Annotated in this window: 25 protein-coding genes, 1 tRNA gene and 1 pseudogene; 11 read left to right on the top strand and 16 right to left on the bottom strand. The window is 59.7% G+C overall.

What is annotated here, in order from left to right:
• Window positions 1-45: 45 nt before the first annotated feature.
• The 11 genes and pseudogenes from ACXR0M_RS13470 (at window position 46) to ACXR0M_RS13520 (ending at window position 12,179) form a co-directional block, all read left to right on the top strand.
• Complete coding sequence (locus ACXR0M_RS13470; protein WP_458832328.1) at window positions 46-1,056, top strand: ornithine carbamoyltransferase; 1,011 nt, start codon at window positions 46-48, stop codon at window positions 1,054-1,056.
• Window positions 1,057-1,236: 180 nt separating this feature from the next.
• Window positions 1,237-2,166, top strand: a complete 930-nt coding sequence (arcC, locus tag ACXR0M_RS13475; RefSeq protein ID WP_458832329.1) for a carbamate kinase — start codon at window positions 1,237-1,239, stop codon at window positions 2,164-2,166.
• Window positions 2,167-2,228: 62 nt separating this feature from the next.
• Window positions 2,229-2,591, top strand: a complete 363-nt coding sequence (locus ACXR0M_RS13480) for a DUF5064 family protein (RefSeq protein ID WP_458832330.1) — start codon at window positions 2,229-2,231, stop codon at window positions 2,589-2,591.
• Between the two features lie 10 nt (window positions 2,592-2,601).
• Window positions 2,602-2,700 (top strand): annotated as a pseudogene (locus tag ACXR0M_RS13485) (metal ABC transporter ATP-binding protein); the annotation flags it as partial.
• A gap of 102 nt (window positions 2,701-2,802) precedes the next feature.
• Entirely contained in the window at window positions 2,803-4,311 is a 1,509-nt protein-coding gene (locus ACXR0M_RS13490; protein ID WP_458832331.1) for a sigma-54-dependent transcriptional regulator, read from the top strand.
• 534 nt (window positions 4,312-4,845) lie between these two features.
• Window positions 4,846-5,229 carry a glycine cleavage system protein GcvH gene (gene gcvH / locus ACXR0M_RS13495; protein WP_458832332.1) on the top strand — a complete coding sequence of 128 codons (384 nt, stop codon included), beginning with the start codon at window positions 4,846-4,848 and terminating at the stop codon, window positions 5,227-5,229.
• Window positions 5,230-5,240: 11 nt separating this feature from the next.
• The gene (gcvP, locus tag ACXR0M_RS13500) at window positions 5,241-8,093 is read left to right on the top strand and encodes an aminomethyl-transferring glycine dehydrogenase (RefSeq protein WP_458832333.1); all 2,853 of its coding nucleotides are present in this window, start codon (window positions 5,241-5,243) and stop codon (window positions 8,091-8,093) included.
• Between the two features lie 183 nt (window positions 8,094-8,276).
• The gene (locus ACXR0M_RS13505) at window positions 8,277-9,653 is read left to right on the top strand and encodes an L-serine ammonia-lyase (RefSeq protein WP_458832334.1); all 1,377 of its coding nucleotides are present in this window, start codon (window positions 8,277-8,279) and stop codon (window positions 9,651-9,653) included.
• 197 nt (window positions 9,654-9,850) lie between these two features.
• Window positions 9,851-10,975, top strand: coding sequence for a glycine cleavage system aminomethyltransferase GcvT (gene gcvT, locus ACXR0M_RS13510; RefSeq protein WP_458832335.1), 1,125 nt, complete (start codon window positions 9,851-9,853; stop codon window positions 10,973-10,975).
• A gap of 405 nt (window positions 10,976-11,380) precedes the next feature.
• A complete protein-coding gene (locus tag ACXR0M_RS13515) occupies window positions 11,381-11,593 on the top strand; it encodes a cold-shock protein (RefSeq protein ID WP_003237709.1) in 213 nt (70 codons plus the stop codon).
• A 97-nt stretch (window positions 11,594-11,690) separates the two neighbouring features.
• Window positions 11,691-12,179 (top strand): RDD family protein, encoded by a 489-nt coding sequence (locus ACXR0M_RS13520; protein WP_458832336.1) that lies wholly within the window; start codon window positions 11,691-11,693, stop codon window positions 12,177-12,179.
• Window positions 12,180-12,314: 135 nt separating this feature from the next.
• Here the strand turns inward: ACXR0M_RS13520 and nadA are convergent, their stop codons facing one another.
• From nadA to ACXR0M_RS13600, 16 genes are all read right to left on the bottom strand, one after another.
• The gene (gene nadA / locus ACXR0M_RS13525; protein ID WP_458832337.1) at window positions 12,315-13,373 is read right to left on the bottom strand and encodes a quinolinate synthase NadA; all 1,059 of its coding nucleotides are present in this window, start codon (window positions 13,371-13,373) and stop codon (window positions 12,315-12,317) included.
• 266 nt (window positions 13,374-13,639) lie between these two features.
• The gene (locus tag ACXR0M_RS13530) at window positions 13,640-14,611 is read right to left on the bottom strand and encodes a hypothetical protein (protein ID WP_458832338.1); all 972 of its coding nucleotides are present in this window, start codon (window positions 14,609-14,611) and stop codon (window positions 13,640-13,642) included.
• A gap of 420 nt (window positions 14,612-15,031) precedes the next feature.
• Window positions 15,032-15,107: transfer RNA gene (locus tag ACXR0M_RS13535), tRNA-Lys, on the bottom strand.
• Window positions 15,108-15,169: 62 nt separating this feature from the next.
• Window positions 15,170-15,862 (bottom strand): 7-cyano-7-deazaguanine synthase QueC, encoded by a 693-nt coding sequence (gene queC / locus ACXR0M_RS13540; protein WP_083368092.1) that lies wholly within the window; start codon window positions 15,860-15,862, stop codon window positions 15,170-15,172.
• 1 nt (window position 15,863) lies between these two features.
• Window positions 15,864-16,511 (bottom strand): 7-carboxy-7-deazaguanine synthase QueE, encoded by a 648-nt coding sequence (gene queE / locus ACXR0M_RS13545; RefSeq protein ID WP_458832339.1) that lies wholly within the window; start codon window positions 16,509-16,511, stop codon window positions 15,864-15,866.
• Window positions 16,512-16,677: 166 nt separating this feature from the next.
• Window positions 16,678-17,514 carry a tol-pal system protein YbgF gene (ybgF, locus tag ACXR0M_RS13550; RefSeq protein ID WP_458832340.1) on the bottom strand — a complete coding sequence of 279 codons (837 nt, stop codon included), beginning with the start codon at window positions 17,512-17,514 and terminating at the stop codon, window positions 16,678-16,680.
• Window positions 17,515-17,520: 6 nt separating this feature from the next.
• The gene (gene pal / locus ACXR0M_RS13555; protein ID WP_003178634.1) at window positions 17,521-18,018 is read right to left on the bottom strand and encodes a peptidoglycan-associated lipoprotein Pal; all 498 of its coding nucleotides are present in this window, start codon (window positions 18,016-18,018) and stop codon (window positions 17,521-17,523) included.
• A 52-nt stretch (window positions 18,019-18,070) separates the two neighbouring features.
• A complete protein-coding gene (gene tolB / locus ACXR0M_RS13560; RefSeq protein ID WP_458832451.1) occupies window positions 18,071-19,351 on the bottom strand; it encodes a Tol-Pal system beta propeller repeat protein TolB in 1,281 nt (426 codons plus the stop codon).
• 17 nt (window positions 19,352-19,368) lie between these two features.
• Window positions 19,369-20,445, bottom strand: coding sequence for a cell envelope integrity protein TolA (tolA, locus tag ACXR0M_RS13565; protein ID WP_041068568.1), 1,077 nt, complete (start codon window positions 20,443-20,445; stop codon window positions 19,369-19,371).
• Complete coding sequence (gene tolR / locus ACXR0M_RS13570; RefSeq protein ID WP_161794900.1) at window positions 20,445-20,897, bottom strand: protein TolR; 453 nt, start codon at window positions 20,895-20,897, stop codon at window positions 20,445-20,447. Before tolR ends, tolA begins: the two co-directional genes overlap by 1 nt.
• Window positions 20,898-20,920: 23 nt before the next feature.
• Complete coding sequence (gene tolQ, locus ACXR0M_RS13575) at window positions 20,921-21,616, bottom strand: protein TolQ (RefSeq protein ID WP_458832341.1); 696 nt, start codon at window positions 21,614-21,616, stop codon at window positions 20,921-20,923.
• A complete protein-coding gene (gene ybgC / locus ACXR0M_RS13580) occupies window positions 21,606-22,073 on the bottom strand; it encodes a tol-pal system-associated acyl-CoA thioesterase (protein WP_458832342.1) in 468 nt (155 codons plus the stop codon). The genes tolQ and ybgC overlap by 11 nt, the downstream gene beginning before the upstream one ends.
• A 127-nt stretch (window positions 22,074-22,200) precedes the next feature.
• Window positions 22,201-23,262, bottom strand: a complete 1,062-nt coding sequence (ruvB, locus tag ACXR0M_RS13585; protein ID WP_458832343.1) for a Holliday junction branch migration DNA helicase RuvB — start codon at window positions 23,260-23,262, stop codon at window positions 22,201-22,203.
• Window positions 23,263-23,871: a Holliday junction branch migration protein RuvA gene (ruvA, locus tag ACXR0M_RS13590; RefSeq protein WP_003227522.1), complete on the bottom strand. Its 609-nt coding sequence runs from the start codon at window positions 23,869-23,871 to the stop codon at window positions 23,263-23,265. It abuts the gene before it with no gap.
• A gap of 113 nt (window positions 23,872-23,984) precedes the next feature.
• A complete protein-coding gene (gene ruvC / locus ACXR0M_RS13595) occupies window positions 23,985-24,512 on the bottom strand; it encodes a crossover junction endodeoxyribonuclease RuvC (RefSeq protein WP_458832344.1) in 528 nt (175 codons plus the stop codon).
• A gap of 157 nt (window positions 24,513-24,669) precedes the next feature.
• A complete protein-coding gene (locus ACXR0M_RS13600; protein WP_458832345.1) occupies window positions 24,670-25,416 on the bottom strand; it encodes a YebC/PmpR family DNA-binding transcriptional regulator in 747 nt (248 codons plus the stop codon).
• Window positions 25,417-25,486 lie beyond the last annotated feature (70 nt).

Here is a 25,486-nt window from a genome sequence, read left to right on the forward strand (position 1 = left end):
CCCGTAGCGGCCGGGCCGATTACCGAATCCAAGGAGAATCAAATCATGGCGTTCAACATCCACAACCGTAACCTGCTCAGCCTGGAACACCACACCCCACGTGAGCTGCGCTACCTGCTCGACCTGTCCCGCGATCTGAAACGCGCGAAATACACCGGCACCGAGCAACAACACCTGAAGGGCAACAACATCGCCCTGATCTTCGAAAAAACCTCGACCCGCACCCGTTGCGCGTTCGAAGTGGCGGCCTATGACCAGGGCGCCAACGTCACCTACATCGACCCGAACTCGTCGCAGATCGGCCACAAGGAGAGCATGAAGGACACGGCCCGCGTGCTGGGTCGCATGTACGACGCCATCGAGTACCGTGGCTTCAAACAGGAAATCGTTGAAGAGCTGGCGAAGTTCGCCGGGGTGCCGGTGTTCAACGGCCTGACCGATGAATATCACCCGACGCAAATGATCGCCGACGTGCTGACCATGCGTGAGCACGCCGACAAGCCGATCCACGAAATCAGCTACGCCTACCTCGGCGACGCGCGCAACAACATGGGCAACTCGCTGCTGCTGATCGGCGCCAAGCTCGGCATGGACGTGCGCATCTGCGCGCCGAAAGCCCTGTGGCCGCATGACGATCTGGTTGATCGGTGCAAGAAGTACGCGGAGGAATCCGGCGCGCGCATCACCCTGACTGACGACCCGAAAGCCGCGGTCAAAGGCGTCGACTTCATCCACACCGATGTCTGGGTGTCGATGGGCGAGCCGGTGGAAGCCTGGGCCGAGCGTATCCAGCAACTGCTGCCGTACCAGGTCAACGCCGAGCTGATGAAAGCCACCGGCAACCCGCGCACCAAGTTCATGCACTGCCTGCCGGCGTTCCACAACAGCGATACCAAGGTCGGCAAACAGATCGCCGAGCAGTATCCGCACCTGAAAAACGGCATCGAAGTGACCGACGACGTGTTCGAGTCGCCCGCCTGCATCGCCTTCGAGCAAGCGGAAAACCGCATGCACACGATCAAGGCGATCCTGGTGTCGACTCTGGCCGATCTGTAACCCACTGAGGGAACCGACTCCCCATGTGGGAGCGGGCTTGCTCGCGAAAGCGGAGTGTCATTCAACAGTGATGTCGACTGATCTGACGCCTTCGCGAGCAAGCCCGCTCCCACAAGGGATCCTGGTTTCAACATGGAAACGAGTCGTTTGCCATTCCTCTGTACAAGAAGGACATGCACCATGCGTATCGTCGTAGCTCTGGGCGGTAACGCCCTGCTCCGCCGTGGTGAGCCGATGACCGCTGACAACCAGCGCGCCAACATCCGCATCGCCACCGAGCAAATCGCCAAGATCCATCCCGGCAACCAGTTGGTCATCGCCCACGGCAATGGCCCGCAAGTCGGCCTGCTGTCGCTGCAAGCGGCCGCTTACACCTCCGTCACTCCTTACCCGCTGGACGTGCTCGGTGCCGAAACCGAAGGCATGATCGGCTACATCATCGAACAGGAACTGGGCAACCTGCTGGACTTCGAGGTGCCGTTCGCCACCCTGCTGACCCAGGTCGAGGTCGACGCCAAGGACCCGGCATTCAACAACCCGACCAAACCGATCGGCCCGGTCTACGAAAAAGCCGAAGCGGAAAAACTCGCCGCCGAAAAAGGTTGGGCCATCGCCGCGGACGGCGACAAGTTCCGCCGCGTGGTTGCCAGCCCACGGCCGAAACGCATTTTCGAAATCCGCCCGATCAAGTGGCTGCTGGACAAGGGCAGCATCGTCATCTGCGCCGGCGGCGGCGGGATTCCGACCATGTACGACGAGAACCGCAACCTCAAGGGCATCGAGGCGGTGATCGACAAGGACCTGTGCTCGTCGCTGCTGGCCGAACAGCTGGAAGCCGACTTGCTGGTGATCGCCACCGACGTCAACGCGGCGTTCATCGACTACGGCAAGCCAACACAGAAAGCCATCGCCGAGGCGCATCCGGATGAACTGGAACGCCTCGGCTTTGCCGCCGGCTCCATGGGACCGAAGGTGCAGGCAGCCTGCGAATTTGCGCGCCATACTGGCAAGGTCGCAGTGATCGGTTCACTCGCGGATATCGAAGCGATTGTGCAGGGCACTGCCGGTACTCGCGTAACCACCGCCAAGCCGGGCATCAGCTATCGATAATCAGAAACTCCGGGGGCAGGCTCAAGTCTGCCCTTCTCCCATGCCTTGAGAAGGAGAAACCCATGGCCAAATTCGAACCGGGACATCTGCACATTGAACGCCATGCGTTGACCGACGATGACGTCAATTACAACGTGTGCCTTGACTACGAAGTGTTCACCGACCCGCAAAAAGGCAAAGGGATACAGTTCACCCTGCATGGCAGCATGCAGGGCAAGGACATGAAGGAAGTATTTTTCCTGCCCAAGGAAGAGGCTTACAACTTCGCCCGCGACGTGACCCGGATTGCCGAAAAATATGGCATTCCCAAGAGTCACAGCCAGATCGGCTCGGTGCACAAGCCTTACGATCTGGTGTTTGAAGACATTCGGCAGAAGCTGAATATGCACTCCGGCGACGCAGTGAACATCGAACACTTCGAATAACCCGAACACAATACCTTCCCCTGTGGGAGCGGGCTTGCTCGCGAAGGCGTCGTATCAGTCGATCTCCATGGTGACTGATACACCGCTTTCGCGAGCAAGCCCGCTCCCACATTGAATCCATGCCGGCTGCGAGATCGTGTCGGATTTCACCATTAGCCCGCCCCAAGGCATACTTGCCACCCTCCGCACTGCAGAACACTGAACCGCCCCCATGCGTATCCACGTCAGCTTCATCGACCGCGTCGGCATCACCCAGGAAGTCCTGGCTATTCTCGGTGGGCGCAATCTCAATCTGGATGCGGTGGAGATGATTCCGCCCAACGTCTACATCGATGCGCCGACCTTGAGCCCGCAAGTGCTCGAAGAGCTGAAAGATGCGCTGTTTCGCGTGCGCGGTGTGGAAGCGATAACCGTGGTCGACATCCTTCCCGGCCAGCGTCGGCACTTGCAGCTCGATGCGTTGCTCGCGGCGATGACCGATCCGGTGCTGGCCCTGGACAGCGCCGGCAAGGTGCTGCTGGCCAACCCGGCGCTGATTGCGCTGTACGGGCGTGAGCCGGCGGGGGAAAGCGTCGCGGAACTGTTCAACGATCCCGGCCTGCTGGATGCCTTGCTTGAGCAAGGCTTCCGCCTGCCGCTGCGGGAAATCACCGTCAATGGCCAGACCTTGCTGCTCGACGCCACACCGATCACCGACGCCGGCGCGCTGCTGACCCTGTATCAGCCCAACCGCATCGGCGAACAACTCTCGGCGTTGCACCACGATCACGCCGAAGGCTTCGATGCGCTGCTCGGCGAATCGCCGGCGATCCGCACGCTCAAGGCCCGCGCGCAACGGGTCGCAGCCCTCGATGCGCCGCTGCTGATCCAGGGCGAAACCGGCACCGGCAAAGAACTGGTGGCCCGCGCCTGCCACGCGATCAGTGCGCGGCACACTGCGCCATTCCTCGCGCTGAACTGCGCGGCGCTGCCGGAGAACCTCGCCGAAAGCGAACTGTTCGGCTACGCTCCCGGCGCCTTTACCGGCGCGCAACGTGGCGGCAAACCGGGGCTGATGGAACTGGCGAACCAGGGCACGGTGTTTCTCGACGAGATCGGCGAGATGTCGCCGTACTTGCAGGCCAAGCTGTTGCGCTTTCTGAATGACGGCAGCTTCCGCCGGGTCGGCGGGGATCGCGAGGTCAAGGTCAACGTGCGGATCCTCAGCGCCACCCACCGCGATCTGGAAAAAATGGTCAGCGAAGGCCTGTTCCGCGAAGACCTGTTCTACCGCCTCAACGTGCTCAACGTTGAGGTGCCGCCGCTGCGCGAGCGTGGTCAGGACATCCTGCTGCTGGCGCGCTATTTCATGCAGCAGGCCTGCGCGCAGATCCAGCGCCCGGTCTGCCGCCTCGCCCCCGGCACTTATCCGGCGCTGCTCGGCAACCATTGGCCGGGCAATGTGCGGCAGCTGCAGAACGTGATCTTCCGCGCGGCAGCGATCTGCGAAAGCAGCCTGGTGGACATCGGCGATCTGGACATCGCCGGCACCTCGGTGGCGCGCCAGGCCGACAGCGACGTCGACAGCCTCGAACAAGCCGTCGAGTCCTTCGAAAAGTCGCTGCTGGAAAAGCTCTACGTCAGCTACCCCTCGACCCGCCAACTGGCCAGCCGCCTGCAAACCTCGCACACGGCCATCGCCCATCGGCTGCGCAAGTACGGCATTCCGAATAAACCGTAGCCGCACGCGGTCAAAAATGTGGGAGCGGGCTTGCTCGCGAATACGGTGGGGCATTTAACAGTGATGTCGACTGATCTGACGCTTTCGCGAGCAAGCCCGCTCCCACATTTTGAACTGCGGTCCAAATTGTTCCCTGTAGGAGCTGCCGAAGGCTGCGATCTTTTGATCCTGCTTTTAAAAAACAAAATCAAAAGATCGCAGCCTTCGGCAGCTCCTACAGGGGGGCGTGGCAGATCCAGAAGCGACCTCCATCTGTACTGAAAGCGCTACAGCGGAACGATATCGCTACACCCTCCTTCAGCGACCGCTGTGCAAGGCTTTGATCCGCTTCAGCTTTTCTCCCTGCCCCGATCTGTAGCGATTTCGCTACACATGCGCATTTGCCGGCTTCATCAAAAACACACAACTCGTTGTTTTATATGGATAAATCCAAGATGGCCGCGTTTTTGCTAAGTATCCCTTCATAAAATCAGGCCTTACCGCCCGAACCTTCCACCGCGTCCACCAGACGAGTCTGGCCCCTTAGGAGTTTCCATGAGCGAGTTGCGTTTTACTGAAGATCACGAATGGCTGCGCGCCGAAGCTGACGGCAGCGTCACTGTCGGCATCACCGCTTTCGCGCAGAACGCCCTGGGCGACGTGGTGTTCGTGCAACTGCCTGAGCTGCAGGCTTACGACAAAGGCGCTGAAGCCGCCACCGTGGAATCGGTAAAAGCCGCCAGCGGCGTGTACATGCCACTCGATGGCGAGGTGCTGGAAGTCAATCCGGCGCTGCAAGACGCACCGGAACTGGTCAACGAAGATCCGCTGGGCGAAGGCTGGTTCTTCCGCTTCAAGCCTGCCGACGCATCGGCTGTCGCCAAACTGCTGGATCAGGACGCTTACGACCGTCTGATCAAAGCCCAAGCCGAAGCCTGAGGAAAAGCGCCATGACCCAAGTAAACCTCGGCACTGCCAACGAATTCATCGCCCGTCATATCGGCCCGCGCGCTGGCGACGAGCAAGCCATGCTCAACAGCCTCGGCTTCGATTCGCTCGAAGCCCTGAGCGCCAGCGTGATCCCGGAAAGCATCAAGGGCACCAGCGTGCTCGGCATGGACGACGGTCTCAGCGAAGCCGATGCCCTGGCGATGATCAAATCGATCGCCGGCAAGAACCAGCTGTTCAAGACCTACATCGGCCAGGGCTACTACAACTGCCACACGCCATCGCCGATCCTGCGCAACCTCCTGGAAAACCCGGCCTGGTACACCGCTTACACCCCGTACCAGCCAGAAATTTCCCAGGGCCGCCTCGAAGCGCTGCTGAACTTCCAGACGCTGATCAGCGACCTGACCGGCCTGCCGATCGCCAACGCTTCCCTGCTCGACGAAGCCACCGCCGCTGCCGAAGCCATGACCTTCTGCAAACGCCTGAGCAAGAACAAGGGCAGCCACCAGTTCTTCGCCTCGATCCACAGCCACCCGCAAACCCTCGACGTGCTGCGCACCCGTGCCGAGCCGCTGGGCATTGAAGTGGTGGTCGGCGACGAGCGTGAACTGACTGACGTGACGCCGTTCTTCGGCGCACTGCTGCAATACCCGGCGAGCAACGGTGACCTGTTCGACTACCGCGAGCTGACCGAGCGCTTCCACGCGGCCAACGCGCTGGTGGCCGTGGCGGCCGATCTGCTGGCCCTGACCCTGCTGACCGCCCCGGGCGAGTTCGGCGCGGACGTGGCGATCGGTTCCGCGCAACGCTTCGGCGTGCCGCTGGGCTTCGGTGGCCCGCACGCCGCTTATTTCTCCACCAAGGACGCGTTCAAGCGTGACATGCCGGGTCGTCTGGTCGGTGTCTCGGTTGACCGTTTCGGCAAGCCGGCCCTGCGCTTGGCGATGCAAACCCGCGAGCAACATATCCGCCGCGAGAAGGCCACCTCGAACATCTGCACCGCGCAAGTGCTGCTGGCCAACATCGCCAGCATGTACGCCGTGTACCACGGCCCGAAAGGCCTGACCCAGATCGCCAACCGCGTGCACCACCTGACCGCGATTCTGGCCAAGGGCTTGACCGCACTGGGCTTGAAGGTCGAGCAGGAAAACTTCTTCGACACCCTGACCCTCGCCACCGGCGCACACACCGCCGCGCTGCATGACAAGGCACACGCGCAGCAGATCAACCTGCGGGTGATCGACGCTCAGCGTCTGGGCCTGTCGGTGGACGAAACCACCACTCAGGCTGACATCGAAACCCTGTGGGGCCTGTTCGCCGACGGCAAAACCCTGCCGGACTTCGCGGCGCTGGCTGCTGCGGTGCAAAGCACGATCCCGGCTGCGCTGCTGCGTCAGTCGCCGATCCTCAGCCACCCGGTGTTCAACCGTTATCACTCGGAAACCGAGCTGATGCGTTACCTGCGCAAACTGGCGGACAAGGATCTGGCGCTGGATCGCACCATGATTCCGCTGGGCTCGTGCACCATGAAACTCAACGCCGCCAGCGAAATGATCCCGGTGACCTGGGCCGAGTTCGGCGCCCTGCACCCGTTCGCCCCGGCCGCCCAGAGTGCCGGTTACCAGCAACTGACCGACGAGCTGGAAGCGATGCTCTGCGCCGCCACCGGCTACGACGCGATCTCGCTGCAGCCGAACGCCGGTTCGCAGGGTGAATACGCAGGTCTGCTGGCGATCCGCGCCTACCACCAGAGCCGTGGCGACGAGCGCCGCGACATCTGTCTGATCCCGTCGTCCGCCCATGGCACCAACCCGGCCACCGCCAACATGGCCGGGATGCGCGTGGTGGTGACTGCGTGCGACGCGCGCGGCAACGTCGACATCGAAGACCTGCGCGCCAAAGCCATCGAGCACCGCGACCACCTCGCCGCGCTGATGATCACCTACCCGTCGACCCACGGCGTGTTCGAAGAAGGCATCCGCGAGATCTGCGGGATCATTCACGACAACGGCGGCCAGGTGTACATCGATGGCGCCAACATGAACGCGATGGTCGGCCTCTGCGCGCCGGGCAAGTTCGGCGGCGACGTTTCGCACCTGAACCTGCACAAGACCTTCTGCATTCCGCATGGCGGTGGCGGCCCGGGTGTCGGTCCGATTGGCGTCAAATCGCACCTTGCCCCGTTCATGCCGGGCCACGCCCAGATGGAGCGCAAGGAAGGTGCGGTCTGCGCAGCGCCGTTCGGCAGCGCGAGCATTCTGCCGATCACCTGGATGTACATTCGCATGATGGGTGGCGCGGGTCTCAAGCGTGCTTCGCAACTGGCGATCCTCAACGCCAACTACATTTCCCGTCGCCTGGAAGAGCACTACCCGGTGCTGTACACCGGCAGCAATGGTCTGGTGGCGCACGAGTGCATTCTCGACCTGCGTCCACTGAAAGACAGCAGCGGCATCAGCGTCGATGACGTGGCCAAGCGCCTGATCGACTTCGGCTTCCACGCCCCGACCATGTCGTTCCCGGTCGCCGGCACGCTGATGATCGAGCCGACCGAAAGCGAATCCAAGGAAGAACTGGACCGCTTCTGCGACGCCATGATCCGCATCCGCGAAGAAATCCGCGCGGTGGAAAACGGCACCCTGGACAAGGACGACAACCCGCTGAAAAACGCCCCGCACACCGCGGCGGAGCTGGTCGGCGAGTGGACTCACCCGTACAGCCGCGAGCAAGCGGTGTACCCGGTGGCGTCGTTGATCGAAGGCAAATACTGGCCACCGGTCGGTCGCGTCGACAACGTCTTCGGCGATCGCAACCTGGTGTGCGCCTGCCCGTCGATCGAAAGCTACGCTTAAGGAAAGCAGCTTCAAGTTTCAAGCTTCAAGCGGCAAGAAAGAGCGACTCTGCTTTTAACTTGCGGCTTGTTGCTTGCTTCTTGCCGCTGCGGCGTGAACACGAGCTGTAAGAAGAAACCGATCCGCTTTCAACTTGCAGCTCACAGCTTGCAGCTCACAACTGCTCCGCAGGAGCCCCCCCTCATGTCGTTAAGCGTGTTCGACCTGTTCAAGATTGGCATCGGTCCCTCCAGTTCCCACACCGTCGGCCCGATGCGTGCCGCGGCGCGTTTCGTCGAAGGCCTGCGCCGGGAAAACCTGCTGACAAGCACCGCCAGCGTGCGTGTCGAACTCTACGGTTCACTCGGCGCCACCGGTAAAGGTCACGGCAGCGACAAGGCCGTGCTGCTCGGGCTTGAGGGTGAACACCCGGACAGCGTCGACACCGAAACCGTCGCCGCGCGTCTGCAAGACATTCGCGGCAATGGCCGGCTGAATCTGCTCGGTGAACACAGCATCGTGTTCAACGAGAAAGAACACCTGGCGATGATCCGCAAGCCGCTGGCCTATCACCCCAACGGCATGATCTTCCGTGCGTTTGATGCGGCGGGCATTCAGATTCGCAGCCGCGAGTATTATTCGGTGGGCGGCGGTTTTGTCGTCGATGAAGACGCGGCCGGCGCCGACCGTATCGTCGAAGACGCCACGCCGCTGACCTTCCCGTTCAAAAGCGCCAAGGACTTGCTCGGTCATTGCGCCACTTATGGGCTGTCGATCAGCCAGGTGATGCTGACCAACGAAAGCGCCTGGCGCCCGGAGGCGGAGACCCGCGCGGGTCTGCTTAAGATCTGGCAAGTGATGCAGGACTGTGTGGCGGCCGGCTGTCGCAACGAGGGCATTTTGCCGGGCGGGCTGAAGGTCAAGCGGCGCGCGGCGGCGCTGCATCGGCAACTGTGCAAGAACCCGGAATCGGCGCTGCGCGATCCGCTTTCAGTCCTGGACTGGGTCAACCTGTACGCGCTGGCGGTCAATGAAGAAAACGCCAACGGCGGGCGCGTGGTCACTGCGCCCACCAACGGCGCGGCGGGGATCATCCCGGCGGTTCTGCATTACTACATGCGTTTTATTCCCGGTGCCAACGATGACGGCGTGGTGCGTTTTCTGCTGACTGCCGCGGCGATCGGCATTCTGTACAAGGAAAACGCCTCGATCTCCGGTGCCGAGGTCGGCTGTCAGGGTGAAGTCGGCGTGGCCTGTTCGATGGCGGCGGGGGCGTTGTGCGAAGTCCTCGGCGGCAGCGTGCAACAAGTCGAGAACGCTGCGGAAATCGGCATGGAGCACAACCTCGGCCTGACCTGCGACCCGATTGGCGGCCTGGTGCAGGTGCCCTGCATCGAGCGCAACGCCATGGGCTCGGTGAAGGCAATCAACGCGGTGCGCATGGCCATGCGTGGCGACGGGCAACATTTCGTCTCGCTCGACAAGGTCATCCGCACCATGCGCCAGACCGGCGCCGACATGAAAAGCAAATACAAAGAGACCGCCCGTGGCGGTCTGGCGGTCAACATTATCGAATGCTGAGCCTTATTTAACTCCGCCTCTCTCAGGGAGACGATCGTACTCAGCCCCTCTCCCTCCGGGAGAGAAACGTAACTAACTCCCTCTCCCTCCAGGAGAGAAACATAACTAACTCCCTCTCCCTCCGGGAGAGGGCCGGGGTGAGGGGCTTTTGATCTTGATCTCCCCCGATCCCGAATCACATTTTCAAGGAGCCACGCATGTCCACCGAACAACTGTCGAAAACCCCGCTGCACGCTCTGCACCTGGAACTCGGCGCCCGCATGGTGCCGTTCGCCGGCTACGACATGCCGGTGCAATACCCGTTGGGCGTAATGAAGGAACACCAGCACACCCGTGAGCAGGCCGGGTTGTTCGATGTCTCGCACATGGGTCAGATCCGCCTGACCGGTGCCAATGCCGCCAAGGCTCTGGAAAGCCTGGTGCCGGTGGACATCATCGACCTGCCGGTGGGCATGCAGCGTTACGCGATGTTCACCAACGAGACCGGCGGCATCCTCGACGACCTGATGGTCGCCAACCTCGGTAACGATGAGCTGTTTCTGGTGGTCAACGCCGCGTGCAAGGATCAGGACCTGGCGCATCTGCAAAAACACATCGGCGCTCAGTGCACCATTACGGAGCTGTTCGAAGCGCGCGCCCTGCTCGCTCTGCAGGGTCCGGCGGCGGTTACCGTGCTGGCGCGTCTGGCTCCGGAAGTGACGCAGATGACCTTCATGCAGTTCAACCGGGTGCAACTGCTCGGCGTGGATTGCTTCGTCAGCCGCTCGGGCTATACCGGTGAAGACGGTTTCGAAATCTCCGTGCCGGCTGCCGATGCGGAAAAACTTGCCCGCGCCCTGCTCGCCGAGCCGGAAGTTCAGGCCATCGGCCTCGGTGCCCGCGACTCGCTGCGTCTGGAAGCCGGCCTGTGCCTGTACGGCCACGACATGAACAGCGAGACCACGCCGATCGAAGCCAGTCTGCTGTGGGCGATTTCCCGGCCGCGCCGCGCGGATGGCGTGCGGGCCGGCGGTTTCCCGGGGGCAGAGACGGTTTTCGCGCAACAGCAAAACGGTGTCGCCCGCAAACGCGTCGGCCTGCTGCCGCAGGAGCGTACCCCGGTGCGTGAGGGCGCAGAGATCGTCAACGAAGCCGGCGAGATCATCGGCAGCGTGTGCAGCGGCGGTTTCGGCCCTACTCTGGGCGGTCCTTTGGCGATGGGTTACCTCGACAGTGCTTATGTCGCACTCGATACGCCAGTGTGGGCCATCGTGCGTGGGAAAAAGGTGCAAATGCTTGTAAGCAAAATGCCATTTGTTCCACAACGCTACTATCGTGGTTGATTGACTGTTCCTATAAGTAACGCGATTGCGTTATGCATGCACTAATGTGTAACGCAATCGCCACAAAAAAGTGCATTTTCTAACATCTGATTCGATTTTGAACTTTGCTTATAACGTTCGAAAACAATTGAACAAGCTGTTCTTCCCGGCCTTACTAGTGAAATGACTAAATGCCAGCAGGAGCAATAAAACCGGGGCCTTCATGGGGCTTGTTTTTTCTCCCGTAGTTGGCGTAGAGTTTCTCCACTGTGTTTGCATGGGTCAGCTTGGAATCGTGACCTGGGCAGTAGCCTACCAAGTTAGCTACATCCCGCTCGACGTCTTCTTACTCTCCTGCAACCAGCCCCAGTACTCTTTCATGAGAAAGAGACTGTCATCAATTTTATGCGTCAAAGGAAATAAGAAATGTCGACACGTCAGAGCGGTACCGTCAAGTGGTTCAACGACGAGAAAGGTTTTGGTTTTATCACTCCAGAAAGCGGTCCGGATCTGTTCGTGCATTTCCGCGCCATTCAGGGCAACGGCTTCAAGAGCCTGAAAGAAGGCCAGAAGGTGACCTTCGTTGCTGTGCAGGGCCAGAAAGGCATGCAGGCTGACGAAGTACAAGCTGAAGGCTGATCTGCTGTTACGAAAAAGCCCCTGATATTGATATCAGGGGCTTTTTTGTGCGCGCGAATCCGTAAAATGGCGCTTCATTTTGCGTCCAGAGGCTGCCATGTCGAAAAACCTGCTCAAACCCCAGGGCGACTTTCCTGCCGTTGGCCTTGGCCGGCGCATGGCGGCCATGTTTTATGATTTCCTGCTGTGCACCGCCCTGCTAATCGTCACCGGATTCATCTACAAGTTGATTCAGGCCGCGATCATCGGCGAGGAACGCCTGCGCGTGCTCACCGATGCCGGGAAAATGGACGGCGATCCGCTGTATTCCACGGTGCTGCTGCTGGTGCTGTTCGGGTTCTTCGCCAAGTTCTGGACCCATGGCGGGCAGACGCTGGGCATGCAGGTGTGGGGCATTCGCGTACAGAACACCGACGGCAGCGCGATCAGCGTGTGGCAGGCATTGCTGCGCTTCATGGTGTCGATCGCCTCGTGGCTGTGCGCTGGGCTCGGATTCTTCTGGTCGCTGTTCGACAAGCAGAAGCGCACCTGGCATGACATTTATTCCGATACCCGCGTGGTGCGGATTCCGAAGAAAAGCAAATAATTTCCAGACGCCGAATACCACTGTGGGAGCGGGCTTGCTCGCGAAAGCGGTGTATCAGTCAATTTCCATGGTGACTGATACACCGCTTTCGCGAGCAAGCCCGCTCCCACAATGGTTGTGTAAGGCAATTAGAGTCTAAGCGTTACCCGCCAGCTTCATCCGCGCCGCCTGAGTAAAGTCCAGCATACGCTTCAACGGCCGGATCGCCTGCGGAATCAACGCCGGATCGACAAAGATCTCGTTCGTCCCTTCCTTCAGGCTCTTGAGCGTGCGCTCCAGGGTGTTCATGGCCATCCACGGGCAATGTGCGCAACTGCGGCATGCCGCGCCGTTACCAGCGGTGGGCGCCTCGATGAAGACCTTGTCCGGGCATAGCTGCTGCATCTTGTAGAAGATGCCACGGTCGGTGGCGACGATCAGGGTCTTGTTCGGCAGGCTTTGCGCAGCAGCGATCAACTGACTGGTGGAACCGACGGCGTCGGCCAGTTCGATCACCGAGGTCGGCGACTCCGGGTGCACCAGAATCGCTGCGTCCGGGTACAGCGCTTTCATGTCTTCGAGCTGCTTGGACTTGAACTCCTCGTGAACGATGCAGGCACCGTCCCATAGCAGCATGTCCGCACCGGTCTTGCGCTGGATGTACGTCCCCAGATGCTTGTCCGGGCCCCAGATGATGGTCTCGCCGTTGTCCATCAGGCTTTCAACGATCTCCAGCGCGCAGCTCGAGGTCACTACCCAGTCGGCGCGGGCCTTGACCGCTGCGGAGGTGTTGGCATACACCACCACCGTGCGCTCCGGATGCTGGTCGCAGAACGCCGAAAACTCGTCCACCGGGCAACCCAGGTCCAGCGAGCAGGTCGCGTCGAGGGTTGGCATCAGCACGCGTTTTTCCGGGTTGAGGATCTTCGCGGTTTCGCCCATGAACTTCACGCCGGCGACCACCACGGTCTTGGCCGGGTGGGCGTTGCCGAAGCGGGCCATCTCCAGGGAATCGGACACACAGCCACCGGTTTCCTCGGCCAGGGCCTGAATCACCGGATCGCAATAGAAGTGGGCAACCAGCACCGCGTCCTGAGCCTTGAGCTCGGCGGCGATGGCGGCACGGTAGTGAGCCTCCTCCTCGGCACTCAGCGGTTTGGGCTGTTTGGCATCGAGGTGGGCTTGAACCAGAAGGCGTTCGGAAATCTGCGTCATGTTCGCAAGACCTGCAGGCGCTATCGCGCGAAAGTCGAGTATACACCCGGCTCCGGACCGCTTGAGGGTACCGCCGGGAGAGTGAGTATTATCAGGCACGGACAGCATTGAAGCTGCGCAAGGCTACAGAATATCCCGTTGATACAAAAGATGATTCTGACCTGTGTCAGGCATCGGGAAGCAGCGCGGCCCAAACAACGCTGCTGTCACGAAAAGCATTGATGAAAGTTGATCGCCAATTTTTGCGATTCATGGGCTGTAGATGATTACTTTGCGCCGCGGGCTGCTTTCTCCGCGTCTTTTGCCTTGCGTTCATCGGCGGCGTTTTTTTTCACTATTGTCCACGTTTCGCTCAACGATTTGGCTTCAGCCAAAGAGGCATTGACCAGCTCGGATCCGGTGCTGATGTCCGCCTTCTCCGCCAACACATTGGCACCGCAGACCGAATGGAAATTCACGGTGCCTTTGTTGGGCAGGCCAATGATCTGAACATAGTTCGGATCTGCGACCGTGGTGACGAACTCCAGACCAGAGAGTTCACTATTTTGATCGGTAAACTTGATTCTGGCGCTCCTGCAAGCAGGGATAAAAATGGCGTGTTGAGATTTGCCTTGGGTCGCGCTCAGGTAATCCTTCAGGGAGATCGTGGCAGGTGGCAAGGGGCCGAATGACAGCGTGAACCCGACCTTGCCGGCAGCTTCGGAGCTGCCGTTCTCAGCCGTGTATTGCAAATTCTCTCCGGTATAACCACTCAAAAAGGGTTCGGTATCGATTGCCAATGGCAAAGCGACCTTTGCCTTGGCGGGCGGCACTGGACCACCATCATCCTCCAGATCTATCGTTTTCGTAAAAAGCACAGCGGCGATGCTTGCCAGTGCACCACCCACCGCCTGAATGGTTTTGATGCGATTGTCCTCAACCTCCGTACCGACTGATTGCAGCAGGTTGGTGTTTTCTCGCTTGACCCATTTGAACGATGTCTTGATCAACCAGGGATCGTCCTGATGAATCTGAAAGAGGTTATCTTCGGACTCGCCAGGAATCGCCTCCAGCACTAATTTTTTATCTTTATCACGATCAAGCTTGAGTATGGTTTTGGGCAGATTGAACTTCACCAGGCCTTCAAGATCTGGCGTCGTTTTTGCCGTTACTTTTTCATATTGAACTGAAGGAAAGCGTGTACCGCACCCACTGAGCGTCAATGCGCCCAGCAACAGAACCAACATTGATTTATTCATCACGGCCTCCGAGTGGGGGCAATGGCGCCATCGCAGCGATAGCATCATTGCGCCATCTGACCCTAGCCTCGCCCTCATCCGGCGTCGAACAAGCACAACGGGTATCCCGCCCAACGGTCACGCTGCATACCGCATAAAAATTTTATTGGCACCTGTAAGACCTGACAGGTTTTTATAACGTTTCTCAATAACGTCAATAACCGCTGATCACGTCCGATGAATCAGGCGCCGAGGCTGGAAGTACGTAGATAGGTCAGGAGGGGGCTATGCAATTTGGTTGTGACATCAAGAACAGAAGGCTGCATCCGAGAACGCGTGCCTGGCGTTCCATCCAAACAAAGCGCAGCTTTATTACGAACAAAAAAAAACCCGGAAATCCTCACTTTCGTGGGCCTTCCGGATTTTCTAAACCGCCAAATATGGTGGGTCGTGTGGGATTCGAACCTACGACCAATTGGTTAAAAGCCAACTGCTCTACCAACTGAGCTAACGACCCGCTGTGTGGTGGCGCGTATAATACTGATTTTTAAGGACTATTCAACACCTTTTTTAAAAAAATCAAAAATAAGGTGTTGGGTCGCTCACACCGGCCGCGGCAAAGCCTTCTGCACGCAGGCGGCAGCTGTCGCATTTACCGCAGGCACGGCCGTCATCGTCGGCCTGATAGCAGGAAACAGTCAGGCCATAATCCACGCCCAGCTTCACGCCGGCCTGAACGATCTGCGCCTTGCTCAGGTTCTGCAGTGGCGCCTGGATGCGGAAACCATTGCCTTCCACGCCGGCCTTGGTCGCCAGGTTGGCCATGCGCTCGAACGACTCGATGAACTCCGGACGGCAATCCGGGTAGCCGGAATAGTCCACCGCGTTGACCCCGATGAAGATGTCACGCGCGCCGAGCACTTCCGCCCAGCCCAATGCCAGCGACAGGAACACGGTGTTGCGCGCCGGCACGTAGGTCACCGGAATGCCCTCACCCAACTCTTCCGGAATATCGATGCTGGTGTCAGTCAGGGCCGAACCGCCCATGCCGTTAAGGTTCAAGCCAATCACTTTGTGCTCGACCACACCCAGATCGCGAGCGACGCGCGCTGCGGCATGCAGCTCCGCATGGGAGCGCTGACCGTAATCGAAGCTCATGGTGTAGCAGGCGTAGCCTTCAGCGCGGGCCATCGCCACCACAGTGGCCGAGTCCAGACCGCCCGAGAGCAGAATGACCGCGCGTTTTTCACTGGTGTTCAGTTGTTCAGTCATCTCAGCGCCCCGGTTCATCATTCCATAGATATTTATGCAGCTGCAGTTGCAACCGCACTGGCAGGTTATCCGCCACCACCCAGTCCGCCAGCTGCCTTGCATCAAGGTCATGGTGGCTTGGAGAAAACAGCACTTCGCCGGCGCGCCGGTCGAGCCCGTACTGGATCAGTTTGGAAACCGCCCAGTCGTAGTCTTCCCGCGAGCAGATGACAAATTTCACCTGATCGTTGGGCGTCAGCAGTTCGATATTCTCGTAGCGATTGCGGTGGGTTTCTTTCGAGCCCGGCGTCTTCAGATCGACGACGCGACTGACGCGCGGATCGACGGCGGAAACGTCGAGGGCGCCGCTGGTTTCCAGCGAGACCTCGTAGCCGGCATCGCACAAACGCTTGAGCAAAGGAATGGCATTCGGCTGGGCCAGCGGCTCGCCGCCGGTGACACATACGTAGCGCGGACGGAACCCGGCCACTTGCTCAAGGATGTCGTCGAGGGTGCGGATCGTACCGCCCGTGAACGCGTAAGCGCTGTCGCAGTATTGGCAACGCAACGGGCAGCCGGTCAGGCGCACGAAAACCGTGGGCAGCCCGGCAGTCCGCGTTTCCCCCTGCAACGAGTAGAAAACTTCGGTGATTCTCAATGTGTCTTGCATAGTCGCCACGGGCGTAACAGCTAAACAGGCTGTCCGCCTCCGTCAGGCACTTCAGGTAACCCCGCCAACGCGTAGATCGCCAGAAGCGTGTTTCAGAAAAAGGGCGTGAATTCTAACGAAAAAACCCGCGACAAGCGCGGGTTTCTTCCAAACGGGGTAAAGCCGGTTACATGCGTTGCAGATCGCGTTGGGCCAACTGAGCGGCAGAGGTCCCCGGGTACTGGGAAACCACCTGCTGCAGAATGCCTTTGACCTTGTCGGTGTGACCGAGGCGGCGCTCTACGTCAGCCAGCTTATACAGCGAATCCGGCACTTTGGCATGCTTGGGATACAGCTGCGAAACCTTGGCGAACGCCTGACCTGCACCTTGCAGATCGCCCTTCGCCAGGTTCACTTCACCCAGCCAGTACTGGGCATTGCCCGCATATTGGCTGTTCGGGTATTTGCGCAGGAATGCGGCGAAAGCCTGGCTGGCCTTGTCGAAATCCTTGGCTTTGATCAGGTCGAAAGCCGCATCGTAGTACAGCTTTTCCTTGGCCGGATCACCCGGTTCGCTGCTCGCAGCAGGCGCTTGGGCGGCAGCCGCCCCGGCACCTGCAGCAGCACCGGCAGCAGCACTTGCATCGCCACCGGCAGAAGAATTCTCAGGAGTCGCGGCAGGTGCAGCACCGGATCCTATGCGCCGATCAAGATCCTGGTATCGCTCTAGGGATTCCTGTTTCATGCGCGCAACCTGATTCTGCAGTTCTTCGATCACACCTTGCTGGCGCGATATCTGATCCTGCATCTGTTGCAATTGGTTGAACAGCATGCCTTGTGCCGAGGCAGGGGCCGAAGCCGCTCCCCCGGCATAGGCGCCGTTCGTACCGTAACCTGCAGGCGGATAACTGCTCCCGCTATTGTTATAACCGGAGTTGTCATCGACCACAGGAACCGCAGCCCACGCCGCAAGCGGCGCGAGACTGAGAGCCAGAACAGTTACAGCACGACGGCACGTTCGCATATCGAATTACTTACGCAGTTCGACGCGACGGTTTTGAGCCCAGGACTGCTCGTCGTTGCCGGTAGCAACTGGACGCTCTTCGCCGTAGGAAACCAGTTCCAGCTGAGCTGGGGAAACACCTTGCAGTACCAGGTAGCGCTGAACGGCTTTCGCACGACGCTCGCCCAGTGCCATGTTGTACTCACGAGTACCACGTTCGTCGGTGTTGCCTTCCAGAACAACGCGAGCGCCGTTTGCTTTCAGGTCTTTGGCGTGAACGTCCAGAGCGCGCATGGCTTCTGGCTTCAGGTCCGAGCTGTCGTATTCGAAGTAGAAGGTGGTGATTGCGCGCAGAGCAGCTTCTTCGCTCAGGGAACCGTCAACGGCACCAGTGTTTGCGCCGTAACCAGCGTTTGGATCAACAGCGCCTTCACCGGCGTTGTCGCCGCCTTTGGACGAGCAACCTACAGCTACAGCCATGGCCAGAGCCAGCGCAGCAAATTTACCAAACTTCAGCATTTCCATCGTGAAACTCCTAATGAACCCCAGTGTGTTAAGTAAAACGTGTAGCGCCGCGTCAGTTCAGGTAAGGGGACCAGGACGGTTCTCTGACTTCGCCTTGTGCGGTAGGAAGCGGGAGCCTCACGCGTCCATTAATGGACACGAGCATCAAGACTCCCCGGCCCTGCTGGCGGGTGGCGTAGATTACCATGGTGCCGTTGGGCGCAACAGTAGGCGACTCGTCCAGAGTGCTATCAGTTAGGATTTTTACACTTCCGCGCTGCAAATCCTGAGCCGCCACTTTGAAATTGGTGAAGCCATCCTGACGATGGATCATTACCAGGGTCTTTTCGTCAGCCGACAGTTTCGGGTTGGCGTTGTAGTTACCGATGAAGGTCACTCGCTCCGCACCGCCACCACCAGCGCTGGTTTTGTAAATCTGTGGTTTGCCGCCACGGTCCGAGGTGAAGTAGATGGTCGAGCCATCCTTGCCCCAGTATGGTTCGGTGTTGATGCCAGGACCGGCAGTCACGCGGGTGATCTGACGCGAACCGAGGTTCATCACATAGATGTCCGGGTTGCCGTCCTTCGACAGCACGAACGCCAGGCGCGTGCCATCCGGCGACCAGGCTGGCGCACCGTTCAGGCCTTCGAAGTTGGTGATCTGCTCACGGCGACCGGTATCGATGTTCTGCATGAAGATGCGCGGACGTTTCTGCTCGAACGACACGTAGGCGATGCGCTTGCCATCCGGCGCGAAACGTGGCGACAGGATCGGCTCACGCGACTGCAGCAGAGTCACCGCACGGGCACCGTCGTAGTCCGAACGCTGCAGGGTGTAGCGAGTGTTCTTCTCGGAGAAACGCTCGGCGGTCACGTACAGCAGACGGGTGGAAAACGCACCTTTGATGCCGGTGAGTTTTTCAAACGACTGGTCAGAGATGAAGTGCGCCATGTCGCGCAGTTGCTCGGTGGTACCGGAAACACTGCCGTCAGCCACTTTCTGCTCGGTGGCCACGTTGAACAGTGCCCACTGCACCTGCAGGCGACCGCCCGCCGGAGCAATGCTGCCGACCATCATGTACTGAGCACCCACCGCCTTCCAGTCACGGAAGATGATTTCGCTCGGCTGGCTTGGCTGGCTGATCATGTTTTGCTTGGGAATCGGCGAGTAGTAGCCCGAGTTCCGCAAATCGTTGCCAATGATTTCCGCCATGTCGTCCGGCAGCACGGCACCGCCCTGCATGCCGAACGGTACGACGGCGATCGGGGTGGCCCGATCGCTGCCGCTGGTGACCAGAATGTTCTTTTCATCAGCCATCGCGATCCCTGCCATGCAGCAGATCACGACCAGCATTCCTCGAAGAAGGTTTCTCACAAGGCTAGATCCTCAGGTGTGAATGTCATCTTGAATGAACGATACGGAGCGAAATCGCTCGGCTTCATTCCCTGCATTTCCGTCAAACGTCCAATATTCTTGACCGCCGCCACTGCCGAAGCATCGAACGGACCGTCGCCACTGGACTTGGCCACGCTGACCGAAGTCACCGTACCGTCCGGCAACATGCCGATCTGCAGTACAACCGTCATGCCTTTGCGTGCCGAAGGAGGACGTGCCCAGCCTTCCGCTGCTCGCGCACGAATCAGGTCATCGAAACTGCCCGCGACTTCGTCACCCTGCTCATCGGCCAAGGCCTGCTGGCGCTGCGGCGTGTCGGAAAGCAAATCTGCCAGGGCCTGGGCCTTTTTCTCTTCGGCAGATTTACGCGCCGCTTCCTGCGATTTCTTCTTCGCAGCATCGGCAGCAGCTTTCTTCTTCGCTTCGTCGGCGACTTTCTTCTTCGCCTCTTCAGCTTCAGCTTTCTTCTTGGCGTCTTCGGCGGCTTTCTTCTTCGCGTCTTCGACGATCTTTTTCTTCGCTTCTTCAGCGGCCGCTTTCTTGGCCTCTTCTTCAGCAGCCTTTTTGGCTTCTTCTTCGGCTTTCTTCTTGGCTATATCAGCCAATTGTTTCTCTTCGGCCTTTTTCGCTTCGGCTTTTTTCGCGTCGTCGGCTTTCTTGGCTTCATCAGCCTTTTTCGCTTCGTCCGCTTTCTTCGCCTCGTCGGCCTTCTTGGCTTCCTCGGCCTTTTGAGCCGCTTCTTCTTTCTTTTGTTCCGCAGCCTTCACCGCTTCCTGCTCGACCTTTTTCTGCTCCATCTGCTCGACTTCGGTCTGGCGCGCGGCGGATTTCTTCGCCTCACCTGCAATCTTCTGATTGGTCTGGGTGGTCGCCTGACTTTTCGATTTCAGCTGGTACAGGGTCGCCTGGACAATCGGCTTGGCCGGCGGCAGCTCCGGTGTGAAGGCGAAACTGACGAACAGCATGCCGAACACCAGCACGTGCAGGACAATCGCCAGAACACTGGGCCAGAAGTAGCTTTCCGAGGCGGACGGCTCTCGCTGTTGCTGCATCAGGGGGCCTCGGTAATCAAGCCAACATTACCGACGCCGGCTTTCTGCAACCCGCCCATCGCACCCATGACGGCGCCGTAGTCGACCGACTTGTCGCCACGGATGAAGACCTGGGTACGCTTGCCGCCTTCGGTGCCGGCGCGAATGATCTTGGTCACCGCGTCAGTCATCTGCGGCAGCGTCATTGCCCGGTCCTGCTGCTTTTCAGTGTCGACTTCGCTGCCAAGGTTCCAGTAGTAGGTCTTGTCAGCCTTGATCGAAATGGTCAACACCTGAGTGTTGTTGTCCTGCGGCAAGGCTTCGCTGGAAACCTTGGGCAGATCCACTTTCACGCCCTGATTGAGCATCGGCGCGGTCACCATGAAGATAACCAGCAGCACCAGCATCACGTCGATGTATGGCACCACGTTCATCTCGGCGACCGGCTTGCGCTTGTTTCGGGCTCGAGCGATTAAAGCCATCGGGAAATACCTGCTTATTCTTCGCTGGTGTGCACTTTGCGGTGCAGGATCGCCTGGAACTCATCGGCGAAGGTGTAGTAGCGGCTCAGCAAGGTTTCGCTGCGGGCAGAGAAACGGTTGTAAGCGATAACCGCCGGGATCGCAGCGAACAGGCCGATCGCGGTGGCGACCAACGCTTCGGCGATGCCCGGGGCCACGGTGGCCAGGGTCGCCTGTTGGGCGCTGGCCAGACCGCGGAAGGAGTTCATGATGCCCCACACGGTGCCGAACAGACCGATGTACGGGCTGACCGAACCGACGGTGGCAAGGAATGGCAGGCTCTGCTCGAGTTTCTCTTCTTCGCGGGAGATGGCCACGCGCATGGCACGTGCCACACCTTCCATGACCGCTTCAGGATCGACGCCTGGCTGCTGGCGCAGACGGGAGAACTCCTTGAAACCGGCACGGAAGATCTGCTCCACGCCCGAATCCGGATCCGGGTTGCTGCCGGCCTGACGGTACAGCTTGGACAGGTCGATACCCGACCAGAAGCGCTCTTCGAAGCTCTCCAGGGCGCGTCGACCGGCGCGCAGCAGATTGCTGCGCTGAAAGATCATGATCCATGAGGTCACCGATGCGGCCACCAGGGTCAACATTACCAACTGCACCACGATGCTGGCATTGCTGACCAGGCTCCACATGGAGGAATGGTCGACGACGTTAGCTTCCACGCTTTATCTCCTGCTTTGAGTGTTTACCCGTGCCGCCCGCGTCGGCAAAGGCCGCACGCAAGGATTCGGGCATGGCCCGGGGTTTCAAACTGTCGGTGCGCACGCAGGCCACCAGAAACTGCCCTTCGCAGAGCAGCACATTATCCGTGGCCCGCCTGACCTGCTGTTGGAAGCGCAGGCTGGCACGGTTCAATTCGATTACATCAGCGCTTACCAGCAGTTCGTCGTCCAGTCGCGCCGGCGCGTGGTAGCGCGCTTCGCTGGAATGCACGACAAACAACAGGTCCTCCCCGGCCAGTTCCGACTGGGCAAAGCCCAGCGTCCGGAGCCGCTCGGTTCGAGCCCGTTCCATAAACTTGAGGTAATTAACGTAATACACGATGCCGCCCGCATCGGTGTCCTCGTAATAAACGCGACAACGATGTGCGAACGGCTCAAGCCCGTTTTGCGCGCGCATACTCTAGTGCTTACTCCTCGGGTTGCCAATCCAGCCAGGCAACTGTTTTTTCAGTGTTTTAGGCTTTACCGCAAAAGTACCGTGCTGTGACAGTACAAACGCTGAATAAATCGACAATAAATGTGTACTAATCGTCTACCGCATCGAGAAACTCGTCTACCACGGGCATCTCGCCCATTCGTGACGGAATGTTTAAACCGAAATGCAGGTACGCATGCCGCGTCACCACCCTGCCCCGTGGCGTGCGCATGATGTAGCCCTGCTGAATCAGGTATGGCTCGAGCACGTCTTCAATGGTGTGGCGCTCTTCGCTGATCGCCGCCGCCAGACTGTCGATGCCGACCGGTCCGCCGTCGAACTTCTCGATCATGGTCAGCAGCAAGCGCCGGTCCTGATGATCGAAACCGTGCTCGTCGACATCCAGCAGGTTCAGCGCCAGATCGGCGACGGCCTTGGTGATGTGGCCCTTGGCGCGCACTTCGGCGAAATCGCGTACCCGGCGCAGCAAGCGGTTGGCGATCCTCGGCGTGCCACGAGCGCGGCGAGCCACCTCGAAAGCGCCCTCCGGATCCAGCGGCAGGCCGAGAATGTTCGCCGAACGACTGACAATCGTCGACAAGTCAGTGGTGTTGTAGAACTCGAGACGCTGGACGATACCGAAGCGGTCACGCAGCGGGTTGGTCAGCATGCCCGCGCGGGTGGTGGCGCCGACCAGAGTGAACGGTGGCAGATCCAGCTTGATCGAGCGCGCCGCCGGGCCTTCGCCGATCATGATGTCGAGCTGAAAATCTTCCATGGCCGGGTACAACACTTCTTCCACGATCGGCGACAGGCGATGGATTTCATCGATGAACAGCACATCGTGAGGCTCGAGATTGGTCAGCAGCGCCGCCAGATCGCCGGGGCGTTCAAGCACCGGGCCGGAGGTGCTCTTGATCGAGACGCCCATTTCCTGAGCGATGATGTTGGCCAGCGTGGTTTTACCCAAGCCGGGCGGGCCGAAGATCAGCGTGTGATCAAGCGATTCGCTCCGACCACGGGCGGCCTGGATGAACAGTTCCATCTGCTCGCGGACCGTCGGCTGGCCGATGTAGTCGGCCAGACTGACAGGGCGAATCGCCCGGTCCTGGACTTCTTCGCGCTCGCGCGGACTGTGCGCGGCGGCGATCAGACGATCAGCTTCAATCACTTAAATCATTCCCTTCAGGGCGCGGCGGATCAGGTCTTCACTGCTCAAATTCTTGTCCTTGATGGCGGTAATCGCCTTGCTCGCTTCCTGCGGCTTGTAGCCCAGGGAAATCAGCGCGCTGACCGCATCGTTTTCGGCGGTATTGACCGGCGCCGGGCCGTCCGGCTGGTTCGGCACCAGGGCGAACATCGCTGGCGAGGTTTCCCAGGCCTTGAAGCGGTCTTTCAGTTCAACCAGCAGACGCTCGGCGGTTTTCTTGCCGACGCCCGGGACCTTGGTCAGCGCCGAAGTGTCCTGGGATTGCACGCAGCGAATCAGCTCATCGACCTCCAGACTCGACATCAACGCCAGCGCCAGTTTCGGCCCGACACCATTGAGACGGATCAACTCGCGAAAAAAGTCTCGCTCACGCTTGCCGGCGAAACCATAGAGTAACTGCGCGTCTTCGCGTACGACCAAATGGGTGTGCAGCGTCAGCGGTTCACCGACCGACGGCAGGCGATAAAGGGTGGTCATGGGCACTTCCAGCTCATACCCGAGGCCGTTTACATCCAGAATCAGGTGCGGCGGCTGTTTCTCAGCCAGGGTGCCGCGCAAGCGTCCAATCACGTTTCAGATCCTTGAGCGTTGGCCAGCCGGGGCTGGCGACAAAACAGCATACGGATTCGGGCCGACGACCCAGGCACACAATCCCTATACCGGAAAATTGATTGCTGATGCTATCAGAGACGCAGGCGCCCGCCACGACTGCGTGCAGCTCCCAGACCGTGCGGCAGCAGACTGGAGCGGGTGTGTGCGTGACAAATGGCGATGGCCAGGGCATCCGAGGCGTCGATTTGCGGCTTGGCGGTCAGCTTGAGCATGTGCATGACCATCATCTGCACCTGCTCCTTGTTGGCCGCACCGGTGCCGACCACGGCTTGCTTGACCTGGGTTGCGGTGTACTCGGCAATCTCCAGACACTCTTCCGCCCCGGCCACAATCGCGGCGCCACGGGCCTGCCCCAGTTTCAACGCGGAATCGGCGTTTTTCGCCATGAACACTTTTTCGATGCCCATGGTTACCGGGCCATAGGTCTGAATGATTTCACGCACGCCGCGATAAACGATTTGCAGCCGCTCATGCAGCTCGCCGGCGCCGGTACGGATGCAGCCCGAGGCCACGTAGATGCAGCCGCCACGCCCGGTATCGCGAACAACGCCGTAACCGGTGATGCGCGAGCCGGGGTCGATACCCAGAATTAAAGTCATAACGCCTGCGGTTTTGAAAAAACACGATTTACATAACAACAAAAAACAACTGTGGGAGCGGGCTTGCTCGCGAAAGCGGTGGGTCATTCAGCATTAATGTTTGCTGATACGCCGCCTTCGCGAGCAAGCCCGCTCCCACATTCAAGCCTAGTCGCTCTTAACCGAGCTGAGCGGCCACGTCTTCCGGAATGTCCGCGTTGGAATAGACGTTCTGCACGTCATCCAGGTCCTCAAGCATGTCGATCAGCTTCAGCACCTTCTCCGCGCCGTCCAGATCCAGCTCGGCACTGGTGGTCGGCTGCATGACGATTTCCGCGTCATCGCCCTTGAACCCTGCGGCTTCCAGCGCGTTGCGTACGGCATAGAAACTGGTGAACGAGGTGAATACATCGATGGAGCCGTCTTCATGAGTGACCACGTCGTCGGTATCGGCTTCCAGCGCCGCTTCGGTCAGCGCATCTTCGTCAACGCCCGGGGCGAAGCTGATCTGGCCTTTACGTTCGAACAGATAAGCCACCGACCCGTCGGTGCCGAGGTTGCCACCGCACTTGCTGAACGCATGGCGGACGGCTGCCGCGGTGCGGTTGCGGTTGTCGGTCATGCATTCGACCATCACCGCCACGCCGCCCGGGCCGTAACCTTCGTAGGTCAGCTCTTCAACGTTGTCCGCTTCAGTCGCCCCGGCGCCACGGGCCACGGCACGATCGATAATGTCGCGGCTCATGTTGGCCCCGAGCGCCTTGTCCAGGGCCAGACGCAGGCGCGGGTTGGAACCCGGATCGCCGCCGCCCTGGCGGGCTGCAACGGTCAGTTCACGGATCCATTTGGTGAAGATCTTGCCCCTCTTGGCATCCTGACGTTCTTTGCGGTGCTTGATGTTCGCCCACTTGGAATGACCTGCCATAACTCGCTCCGAATTCTCTTTGAAACGTTGCCCGCCCTGCTCAGGCAGCGGCCGGCAAACAAAAAAATCT

The sequence above is a fragment of the Pseudomonas sp. Eth.TT006 genome, from assembly GCF_054456575.1.